Source organism: Micromonospora sp. AMSO31t (assembly GCF_008868175.1).
In the GTDB taxonomy this organism is placed as follows: Bacteria; Actinomycetota; Actinomycetes; order Mycobacteriales; family Micromonosporaceae; genus Micromonospora.
This window is the reverse complement of the sequence record NZ_WBKT01000208.1, coordinates 1-9,736: the sequence shown is the minus strand read 5'-3', so window position 1 is coordinate 9,736 and position 9,736 is coordinate 1. Positions and strand designations below refer to the sequence as shown.

The window sequence follows — 9,736 nt, the reverse complement described above, 5'->3', positions numbered from 1 at the left end:
TGGGCCGCGGCCGACGACCAGCCCCCCGCCTGGACACCGCCGGGCGGCCAGCCCGCCGCCGGCCGGGCCACCGCGCAGGTGCCGCCGCCCGCCGAGCCGGGCGGCTGGAGCCCCGCCTCGCAGCCCGCCTGGGCCGCTCCGGAGCAGTCCGCCCCCGCCTGGGGGGCACCCGATCAGGGAGCACCCGCCTGGGGCGCGCCCGAGCAGGCCGACCCCCACCGCGGCGCCGAGCCGGGGCCGCCCGCCTGGGCCGCCGCCCCGCCGAACAACCCCACCGAGTCGACGCCGCCAGCCTGGGGTGCCCCGGCACCGTCCGGTGAGCAGCCGGCCTGGGCGCAGGCCGGCGAGCCGGGTGCCCGCGGCGCCGCCCAGGTGCCCGCGCCCGCCACCGTCCCGAACGAGTCGTGGGCCACCCCGACCGGTCAGGACGACCCGAACCGGCCCGGTGGGTGGAACCCGGCGACCGGCCAGCAGGACGACCCCGGCCGCTCCGGCGGCTGGCGCGCGGCGCAGGAGGACAACTCCGGCGGGTGGGCCGTCGGGGCCGCCGCGCAGCAGCAGGACGACCAGCCCGCCTGGGGTCAGCAGGGCGAGCAGGGCTGGACGCCGGCCGAGCCGACCGCCCGCGCCGCCGCCAAGGTCTCGGTCCCGGGCGCCGTTCGCCCCGAGGGCGCCTGGCCCGCCCAGGACGACCAGGGTCAGGCCGCGAGCTGGCCGAACGGTCCGGCGCAGAACGACGAGCACGGCCACGCCGGCGGCTGGCGGAACGGGTCGACGGCGCAGGACGACGATCCGGACCGCTCCGGCGGCTGGGCCGCGGGCCGGTCCGCCGGAGCCCCCGAGGTGCCGCAGCCGACCGCCTGGGGGGCGTCCGAGGAGCAGCGTCCGGCCGCCGCCTGGGGCGGCGCCGCGGTGCCGGAACAGCGTGAGCCGGAGCGACCGGCGGACGAGCCGGGGCAGCCCGGCTGGGGTTCTGCCGCCGTCCCGGCGCCGGCCGAGGCGCCGGCCCGGGCCAGCGCGTCCGTCCCGTCTCCCGACTCGCCGCCCGCCTGGAGCGGCAACCAGGACAACCCGGGGCAGTGGACGCGCGAGCGTACGCCGCTCCCGGAGGCCGAGCCGTGGGCGCCCGGCGAGGCCTGGGGCCGGACCGGCGAGGCCCAGCCCGAGCAGTCGGCATCGCCCGGCTGGGAGCCGGCCCGCGCCGACGACGGTCCGATGTACCAGCCGGCGCCGGGCCCGGGGATCTCCCCGGCCAACGCGGTGCCGCTGCCCCCGCAGGAGCAGCGGGTGCCGGGCGCCGCCCTGGCCGCCGCGCCGCCCGCCGACTACGCGTCGTTCACCCCGGGCGGCGAGCCGGGCGACCGCAACCCGCAGGCGTACGAGCCGGAGCCGGCAGCGGATGCCGGCTGGGGCGCGCCCGGACCGGCGCACGAGGAGCCGCAGTCACCGGCCGGGCCGGTGGTGCCGGGGCCGCGTACCTCGCCGGAGGCCGGCGCGGGCGGTGCCGTCTCGGCCAGCGCGTCGGTGCCGATGACCAGCCGCGTCACGCCGCCGGCCGACCAGCCGCTGCCCACGAGCGGCAATGCCGGCCCGCAGCCGCGCGTCTACGGCCGGCCCGCGCGACCCGAGCCGGAGGAGGCGCCCGGACAGGACGGCCCGAACGGCTTCGGTGAGCCGGTGCCGCACCCCCGGACGGACGAGTCGGACCGCGCGCACGGATACGCCGAGGCGCCCCCGATGCACTCGGCCCCGCCGTCCTCGCCGGCCGGCCCGCCGCCGTTCCCGCCCGGCGTGCCGTCCTTCGTGGACCAGCCCGGCAACAGCCGGCCGGTCAACGGGGTGCACCCGCACAACGGCGAGCGCCCGGGCGGCCCGCACGACCCGTTCGGCGGCCCCGGCGGCCCGCACGACCCGTTCGGCGCTCCTGCTGGCCACCAGGACCCGTTCGGCCCGCCTGCCCGCGACCAGTTCGGCGGGTCCGGTGACCCGTTCGGCGGGCCGGCCGGTGGCCGCGCCTCGGTCGGCGTCCCAGGGCAGGGCCCGATGGGCGAGCCGGGCGGCTTCCCGCCCGCGTTCCCGCCGCCGCCCCAGCAGGGCCCGCCGGCCTGGCCGCAGGCGGCGCCGGGCGGCGAACCGGCGGACCAGGGCCGCTTCGAGGCGTTCAAGCCGGAGGCGGAGCCGAAGACCGAGGCGCCCACGCCGAAGGTGCGCAACGGCCGGGTGCTGGCCGCGGTGCTGATCGCCGCGGTGCTCATCCTCGCCGTGCCGCTCGGCCTGCTCACCCTGCTCGGCAAGATCGGCGGGGACGACAAGCCGGCGGGCTTCGACCCGGCGGTGGGCTCCTGCGTCAAGCAGTCCGGCACGACGGCCGTGGCGGTCGACTGCGGCGAGCAGGGTGCGTTCACCGTGGTGTCGAAGGTGGACAGCAAGGACAAGTGCGCCGACCCGGCGCAGCCCCAGGTGGTCCTTCCCGGCGACGGGTCCAACCGGGTGCTCTGCCTCAAGCCGGCCGGCCAGTAGCAACTCCCACGACGGCGGGGCCACGGTGGTCCGTGGCCCCGCCGTCGTCGTCACCTGTGCCAGTGCGGGTCGCGACCGAGGTACGCCAGCAGGGCGGTGACCGGGTCGGCACCGGGCTCCACGGGCAGCGCGGCGGCGTACGCGAATCCGCGCAGCGGCTCGGCGGTCGCCCGGGCCGCCGGCATGAGCTGCTCGGCCAGCTCGGCGGTGAGCGGCGCCGGCTGCCCGGTGGCCACCGCGACGTCCCAGGCGTGGACCGCGGCGTCCAGCGCGCAGGCCGCGGCGGCGAGCTGGGGGTCCATGGTCGGCGCGGGCGGCAGCGGCGTGCCGACCGGACCGGCCGCCGGGTCGATCCCCGCCCACGCCGCGGTGGCGGCCTCGACCGCGCTCCGCACGACACTCTGGACGCCCTCGTCGTGACCGCGCGGCGGGTCGAACGGGTTGTACGCCGGGAGCGCGCCGGCGCCGACGGACGCCGCCCACCCGTGCTGGTCGCCGGCGGCGTGCATGAGCACCTGCCCGACGGTCCACCGGTCGCACGGGGTCGGGTCGTCGAGCCGGTCGGCCGGCACCCCCTCGGCGGCACGGCGGAGGAGGTCCAGGGCGGTGGTGAGGACGGGGAAGCTCACGAGGCCGGTCCTTTCGGGAACGCCGCCCGCGAGGTCTTCCTGGCCGACCCCGACGCGCCCGTCTCGGCCGTGGCCGCCCGCGCGGGCGTCGGCATCAGCGCCCTCTACCGGCGTTACCCCGGCAAGCAGGACCTGCTCCGCGCCCTCGCATCCGACGGCCTGGCCCGCTACATCGCCGACCTGGAGGACGCACTCTCCGCCGAGGCCCCGCCCTGGGACGCCTACGTCACCTGCCTGCACCGCGTCGTCGAGGGCGGCGGCCAGGCGCTCGCGCAGCGGCTGGCCGGCACGTTCGCCCCCACCCCGGAGCTGACCCGCATGGCCGAGCAGGCGACCCGGCTGGCCGACACCCTCCTGGACCGGGTACGCGAGTCGGGCGACCTGCGCGACGACGTCAGCGGGGCCGACATCGTGCTGCTGCTGGAAACCGTCATGCTGGTCGACCTCCCCGGTGCCGACCGTGGAGTCGCGCTGCGGCACCGCTATCTCGCCCTGCTGCTCCAGGCCCTGCACAATCCGGTCGAGGCCCCGCTCCCCGGCGTCCCGGCCCGGCAGGAGGACCTGGTGGCCCGCTGGCGAAGCCGCTCCGACCGGTGACCGTGTCGCTCTTCACCGCCCCATCGGGCCGGCCGCCGCCGGCGGTGCGGCACGATGGGGGCATGAGCGCACGAGTACGGGCCCCCGAGCTGCGCGGCCGGGGCTGGCTGAACACCGGCGGCAAGGACGTCACCCTGGCCGACCTGCGCGGCAAGATCGTCCTCTTGGACTTCTGGACCTTCTGCTGCATCAACTGCCTGCACGTGCTCGACGAGCTGCGCCCGCTCGAGGAGAAGTACGGCGACGTCCTGGTCGTGATCGGGGTGCACTCGCCGAAGTTCGAGCACGAGAAGGACGCCGCGGCCCTCGCCGCCGCCGTCGAGCGGTACGGCGTGCACCACCCGGTGCTCGACGACCCCGAGATGGACATGTGGCAGCAGTACGCGGCGAAGGCCTGGCCGACCCTGTCGGTGGTCGACCCCGAGGGCTACGTGGTCGCCACCATGGCCGGCGAGGGGCACGCCGAGGGGCTGGCCCGGCTGATCGACGACCTGATCGCCACCCACGAGGCGAAGGGCACCCTGCACCGGGGCGAGGGCCCGTACGTGCCGCCGGCCGAGCCGGAGACCGCGCTGCGCTTCCCCGGCAAGGCCGTGGTGCTCGACGGCGGCAACCTGCTGGTCTCCGACTCGGCCCGGCACTCCCTGGTCGAGCTGGCGCCGGACGGGGAGACCGTGGTGCGGCGGATCGGCACGGGCAGCCGCGGCCACGCCGACGGGCCGGCGGGGGAGGCCACGTTCTCCGAGCCGCAGGGGCTCTGCCTGCTGCCCCCGCAGGTGGCCGAGCTGGCCGGCTACGACCTGGTCGTCGCGGACACCGTCAACCACCTCCTGCGCGGCGTGCGGCTGGAGACCGGCGAGGTGGTCACGGTCGCCGGCACCGGGCGGCAGTGGCGCTCGACGGTCGACGACCACGCGCACGACGCCCGCGCGGCCGACCTCTCCTCCCCCTGGGACGTCGCCTGGTACGACGACCGCGTCATCGTCGCCATGGCCGGCATCCACCAGCTCTGGTGGTTCGACCCGGCGAAGCGGACCGCCGGCATGTACGCCGGGACCACCGTGGAGGCGCTGCGCGACGGCCCGCTGCCGGACGTCTGGATGGCCCAGCCCTCCGGCCTCTCCGTCTCGGCCGACGGCGCCCGGCTCTGGGTCGCCGACAGCGAGACCAGCGCGATCCGCTACGTGGAGAACGGCGTGATGGGCACCGCCGTCGGGCAGGGCCTGTTCGACTTCGGGCACGTGGACGGCCCGGCGGACCGGGCGCTGCTCCAGCACCCGCTGGGGGTGTGCGCGCTGCCGGACGGCTCGGTGCTGATCGCGGACACCTACAACGGGGCGGTGCGCCGCTTCGACCCGGCGACCGAGCAGGTCGCCACGGTGGCCGACGGGCTGGCGGAGCCGAGCGACCTGGTGCTGACCGCCGAGGGCGAGGTGCTGGTGGTCGAGTCGGCCGCGCACCGGCTGACCCGGCTGGCCCCGGGCGCGTTGACCGCGGCGGGCGCGAACACGGTGGACGGGCCGCGGCACAAGCTGGAGCGCAAGCCCATGGACGTGGCGGCCGGCGAGCTGACCCTCGACGTGGTCTTCACGCCCGCCCCCGGGCAGAAGCTGGACGAGACGTACGGACCGTCGACCCGGGTGGTGGTCTCGGCGTCTCCGCCGGAGCTGCTGGTCGAGGGTGCCGGGACGAGCACGGACCTGTCCCGCCGGCTGGTGCTCAACGGCGACGTGGCGGAGGGCGTGCTCCAGGTGACCGCCCAGGCGGCCACCTGCGACGCCGACGTCGAGCACGCGGCCTGCCACCTCACCCGCCAGGACTGGGGCGTCCCGGTCCGGGTGGTGGCCGGCGGGGCGACCCGCCTGCCGCTGGTGCTGCGCGGCCTGGACGCCTGACGGGCCGGGCCGCCGGTCAGGCGAACGAGGTGGGGGTGACCCCGGCGTCGATGAGGGCGGCCCGGACCAGTTCGGCGCAGCGCACCGCGCCGGGGGTGTCGCCGTGGAGGCAGATCGACTCGACCGGGCAGGGCACCACGCTGCCGTCGACGGCCACCACGATCCGCTCGGTGGCCATCCGGACCGCCCGCGTGGCCACCTCGTCGGGGTCGGTGACCAGCGCGTTCGCGGCGCTCCGGGGCACCAGTTGCCCGTTGGGCAGGTAGTTGCGGTCGGCGAAGCCCTCGGCGACCACCCGCAGGCCCGCGCCCACGGCGAGCTGGGCGAGCACGGAGCCGGGCGGGCAGAGCACCGGCAGCTCGTGGTCGTACCCGCTGACCGCGGCGACCAGCGCCGCGGCCTGGACCTCGTCGCAGGCGGCCGCGTGGTAGAGCGCGCCGTGCGGCTTGAGGTAGCGCACCCGGGTGCCGGTCAGCCGGCAGAAGCCGTCCAGCGCGCCGAGCTGGTAGATCGTCTCGTCGCGCAGGGCGGCGAAGTCGTACGCGATGTGCCGCCGGCCGAAGCCGGCGAGGTCCCGGTAGCCGACCTGGGCGCCGACGGCGACCCCGCGCCGCGCGGCGCCGGCACAGATCCGGTGCATGGTGGACGCGTCACCGCCATGGAAACCGCAGGCGACGTTGGCGGAGGTGACCAGCCCCAGCAGCGCCTCGTCGTCGCCGAGCCGCCAGATGCCGAATCCCTCACCGAGGTCAGCGTTGAGGTCCATGGAACGTCACCGTAGTCGCTGGGCGGGCCTGCGCGAGCGGGGTCACGTCCTCCACCACCCCGATGACCGGGTATCCGCCAGTGGTGGGGTGGTCGGCCAGGAAGATCAGCGGTTGGCCGTCCGGCGGCACCTGCACCGCGCCGAGGACGAGGCCCTCGCTGGGCAGCTCGCCGGCCACCGCGCGGGGCAGGGCCGCGCCGACCAGTCGCGCGCCGACCCGGTTGCTGGCGGGGCTGATCGCGTACGCGGTGCGGAGCAGCAGGTCGAGTGCCGCGGGAGTGAACCAGTCCTGCCGGGGGCCGGGGCGCAGGGTCAGCCGCAGCCCGGCCGGCACGGCCGGGGCGACGGTGAGGTCCACGGGGGCCGGTGGGCCGGTCGTGACACCGAGGGGCAGCCGGTCGCCGTCCCGCAGCGGGGGCGGGCCGAGGCCGGAGAGCGTGTCGGTGGCCCGGCTGCCGAGCACCGGCGCGACCGCGATCCCGCCGGAGACGGCGAGCCAGCTGCGCACCCCGGTGTGGGCCGGACCGATGTGCAGGGTCGCCCCGGCGGGCAGCGACAGCGGCCGGCCCGTGTCCCCGGGCCGGCGCTCGACGCCGGAGGACGCGTCGGGTGGTCGGCGCCCGGCCGGTCGGCCACCGGGCGACGCTTCGGCGAGCCGGCGCTCGACCAGCACGTCCACCGCCGCGCCGGTGAGTGCCACCGTGACGGCCCGGCCGAACCGCAGGACGCAGCCGGTCAGGGTGATCTCCAGGCCGGCGGCGTGCTCCGGGTTGCCGACGAGCCGGTTGGCCAGCCGCAGGGCGGCCGGGTCGAGCGCGCCCGAGCGGGGCACGCCGAGGTGTGCCCAGCCGGGGCGGCCCTGGTCCTGCACGGTGGTGAGGGCACCGGCCCGGAGCACCTCGATCACGCACTCACCAGCCGGACGCGGGTGCCCGGGGTGAGTCGGGCGGGTGGGTCGGCGTGCACGTCGAAGAGGACCAGGTCGGTGCGACCGACCAGCAGCCAGCCGCCGGGCGAGGCGGTCGGGTAGATCCCCGCGTACGGGCCGGCCAGCGCCACCGAGCCGGCCGGCACCCGGGTGCGCGGGGTGGCGAGCCGGGGCACCGCCAGCTCGGCCGGCAACCCGGTGAGGTACGCGAATCCCGGCGCGAAGCCGCAGAAGGCCACCCGGAACTCGGTCCCGCGCAGCCGCTCGACCGCGGTGGGCACGTCGACGCCCCAGTGTCCGGCTACGGTGGGCAGGTCCACGCCGTCGTACACGGTGGGGACCCGGACCTCGGCGGCGCTGGCGGCGGTGGCCACGCGTCCCGGGCTCCACCGGGCGATCCGGGCGGCGGCCGCCGCCGGGTCCGGGACGCCGTCGACCAGGACGGTGGCCGCCGCGGGGACGATCTCGACGGCGCTCAGCTCGCCGGCCGACCGGCGGCGCCACAGCTCGGCCCGCCACCCCTCGACCTGTTCGGGGCCGTCACAGTCGAGCAGCAGGGCGTGTGCGCCGACGGGCCGGATCCGCATCCCGTCATCCTCGCGTCGGCGGACGTGACGGTCCACACTACTTGCAAGTAACCTACGGTGTCGTAACCTGTTTGACGTGACCACCTCCGCACCGCTCCGGCTCAAGCCGGCCGACATCGGGAAACCCCGCATGCGCGGCTGGCTGCACACCTACGCGTTCTTCGCCGCGCTGGTCTGCGGCCTCGTGCTGTGCTCCATCGCCGCCGCACGCCCCGGCTGGGCCCCGCTGGTGAGCTGCCTGGTCTACAGCCTGACCGTGTGCGGCCTGTTCGGCACCAGCGCGCTCTACCACCGCCGGGTCTGGTCCGAGCGGGGCTACCAGATCATGCGCCGGATGGACCATTCGATGATCTTCGTGTTCATCGCCGGCACCTACACGCCGTTCTGCACGCTGCTGCTGGACACCCGGCACGCCACGATCATGCTCGGCCTGGTGTGGGGCGGGGCGCTGGCCGGAGTGGCGATCAAGCTGATCTGGCCGCACGCGCCGCGCTGGGTCTCGGCCCCGCTCTACCTGGCGCTCGGCTGGGTCGCCGTGACCATGCTGCCGGAGATCCTGCACGCCGGCGGCGTCACCGCCCTGGTGCTGCTGACGGTCGGCGGGGCGATCTACAGCGTCGGCGCGGTCTTCTACGCGCTGCGCCGGCCGAACCCGTGGCCCACCGTCTTCGGTCACCACGAGTTCTTCCACGCCTGCACGCTTCTCGCGGCGATCTGCCACCACATCGCGATCTACTTCGCGCTGTTCGCCTGATCGCCGGCGCCGGTCGGGAAGACGGGCGAGGGCCCCGCACCGTCGCGGGGCCCTCGGCGGTTCGCGGTGCCGGTCAGACCGGGTAGCCCGAGCCCGGGCGGCGCACCTCGCGGTACTCCTCGCGCACGACCCGGTCGTCCTGCACCGGCACGACCGGCTCGGCGACGACGCGCTCCCGCACCGGGGCGGCCACGACCCGGCGGCGGCTGTTCCAGAAGTAGAGCGTGGTGAGCAGGCCCGCCACTCCGGCGAGCATGAGCACCCAGCCCACCACGTTCAGGTTCAGCCATCCCAGGTTGGCGTCGATGGCGAACGCGAAGATCGCGCCGAGCGCGATGAGGAAGATGCTGGCACCGATGCCCATGACGTCGCCTCCTTGGCGTCCTGCTGGCGTTTTCTGCCCGCCGCGGCCATGGATGAGGTAGCGGCACACATCGACATACCCAGGCGCTGAGATCGCCAATCAGGCAAGCTGAGCGCATGACGGACGGCAGGAACCAGCAGCGGACGTTGGTGCTGCTGCGACACGCCAAGGCGGAGCAGTCCCCGGAGATCCCGGACGAGGAGCGGCCGTTGACCGCACGCGGCCACGCCGACGCGGCCGCGGCCGGCGCCTGGCTGGCCCGGCACGCGCTCCTCCCCGATGTGGTGCTCTGCTCGACCGCCCGGCGGACCCGGCAAACCTGGCACGGGGTGGCGCTGGGCGCGACGGGATCACCGCCGGAGGGAGGCCCGGCCGGGTCGGCGCCGGTGGTCCGCTATGAGCCGGCAGCGTACGACGCGCACCCGGAGGCGCTGCTGGACGTGGTACGGGCGGTCGACCCGACGGCCCGCTACGTGCTGCTGATCGCCCACAACCCGGGCATCTCGCTGCTCTCCGCGCTACTCGACCCGGAGCGGGCCGATCCGGACGGGCTGCGCACCACCGACCTGGTCGTGCACCGGCCGACCGTGCGCTGGGCCGAGCTCGGGCCGGGTGGGGCGCCCATCACCGGACGGCACACCGCACGCGGCTGAGCCCGCCGGGCGGCGGGCTCAGCCGCGTGCGGTGTGCCGTCCG

The 9,736-nt window shown here is 76.6% G+C and carries 10 protein-coding genes; 5 read left to right on the top strand and 5 right to left on the bottom strand.

The genetic code is table 11. From position 1 onward, the window contains the following. The first annotated feature begins 78 nt into the window (after window positions 1-78). On the top strand, window positions 79-2,520 hold the full coding sequence (locus tag F8274_RS31460; protein WP_370518285.1) for a hypothetical protein: 2,442 nt from the start codon (window positions 79-81) through the stop codon (window positions 2,518-2,520). A 50-nt stretch (window positions 2,521-2,570) separates the two neighbouring features. On the opposite strand, the gene F8274_RS28300 is transcribed toward F8274_RS31460, so the two are convergent. Further along, a complete protein-coding gene (locus F8274_RS28300) occupies window positions 2,571-3,149 on the bottom strand; it encodes a TIGR03086 family metal-binding protein (protein WP_151465417.1) in 579 nt (192 codons plus the stop codon). Here F8274_RS28300 and F8274_RS28295 point away from each other — a divergent pair. Next, complete coding sequence (locus F8274_RS28295) at window positions 3,036-3,746, top strand: TetR/AcrR family transcriptional regulator (protein WP_255474589.1); 711 nt, start codon at window positions 3,036-3,038, stop codon at window positions 3,744-3,746. The genes F8274_RS28300 and F8274_RS28295 overlap by 114 nt on opposite strands. A gap of 62 nt (window positions 3,747-3,808) precedes the next feature. Next, window positions 3,809-5,641 carry an NHL domain-containing thioredoxin family protein gene (locus tag F8274_RS28290; RefSeq protein ID WP_151465415.1) on the top strand — a complete coding sequence of 611 codons (1,833 nt, stop codon included), beginning with the start codon at window positions 3,809-3,811 and terminating at the stop codon, window positions 5,639-5,641. Between the two features lie 16 nt (window positions 5,642-5,657). On the opposite strand, the gene F8274_RS28285 is transcribed toward F8274_RS28290, so the two are convergent. Genes F8274_RS28285 through F8274_RS28275 form a run of 3 tightly spaced genes read right to left on the bottom strand, consistent with a single transcriptional unit; the run spans window position 5,658 to window position 7,922 of the window. Beyond that, entirely contained in the window at window positions 5,658-6,407 is a 750-nt protein-coding gene (locus tag F8274_RS28285; RefSeq protein ID WP_151465414.1) for a LamB/YcsF family protein, read from the bottom strand. Further along, on the bottom strand, window positions 6,391-7,413 hold the full coding sequence (locus F8274_RS28280; protein ID WP_370518284.1) for a biotin-dependent carboxyltransferase family protein: 1,023 nt from the start codon (window positions 7,411-7,413) through the stop codon (window positions 6,391-6,393). The genes F8274_RS28285 and F8274_RS28280 overlap by 17 nt, the downstream gene beginning before the upstream one ends. Further along, entirely contained in the window at window positions 7,311-7,922 is a 612-nt protein-coding gene (locus F8274_RS28275; protein WP_151465412.1) for an allophanate hydrolase subunit 1, read from the bottom strand. Before F8274_RS28275 ends, F8274_RS28280 begins: the two co-directional genes overlap by 103 nt. Window positions 7,923-7,998: 76 nt before the next feature. On the opposite strand from F8274_RS28275, the gene F8274_RS28270 reads away from it, so the two are divergent. Then, window positions 7,999-8,676 carry a hemolysin III family protein gene (locus tag F8274_RS28270; RefSeq protein WP_151465411.1) on the top strand — a complete coding sequence of 226 codons (678 nt, stop codon included), beginning with the start codon at window positions 7,999-8,001 and terminating at the stop codon, window positions 8,674-8,676. Window positions 8,677-8,749: 73 nt separating this feature from the next. Here the strand turns inward: F8274_RS28270 and F8274_RS28265 are convergent, their stop codons facing one another. Further along, window positions 8,750-9,040: a DUF6458 family protein gene (locus F8274_RS28265; protein ID WP_151465410.1), complete on the bottom strand. Its 291-nt coding sequence runs from the start codon at window positions 9,038-9,040 to the stop codon at window positions 8,750-8,752. A 116-nt stretch (window positions 9,041-9,156) separates the two neighbouring features. Here F8274_RS28265 and F8274_RS28260 point away from each other — a divergent pair, with 116 nt between their 5' ends. Next, entirely contained in the window at window positions 9,157-9,693 is a 537-nt protein-coding gene (locus F8274_RS28260) for a histidine phosphatase family protein (protein ID WP_151465409.1), read from the top strand. Window positions 9,694-9,736: the final 43 nt, after the last annotated feature.

Coding starts and splice junctions, on each gene's coding strand:
- F8274_RS28290 (WP_151465415.1), top strand. CDS start 3,809: ATGAGCGCACGAGTACGGGCCCCCGAGCTGCGCGGCCGGGGCTGGCTG.
- F8274_RS28285 (WP_151465414.1), bottom strand. CDS start 6,407: ATGGACCTCAACGCTGACCTCGGTGAGGGATTCGGCATCTGGCGGCTC.
- F8274_RS28275 (WP_151465412.1), bottom strand. CDS start 7,922: ATGCGGATCCGGCCCGTCGGCGCACACGCCCTGCTGCTCGACTGTGAC.
- F8274_RS28265 (WP_151465410.1), bottom strand. CDS start 9,040: ATGGGCATCGGTGCCAGCATCTTCCTCATCGCGCTCGGCGCGATCTTC.
- F8274_RS28260 (WP_151465409.1), top strand. CDS start 9,157: ATGACGGACGGCAGGAACCAGCAGCGGACGTTGGTGCTGCTGCGACAC.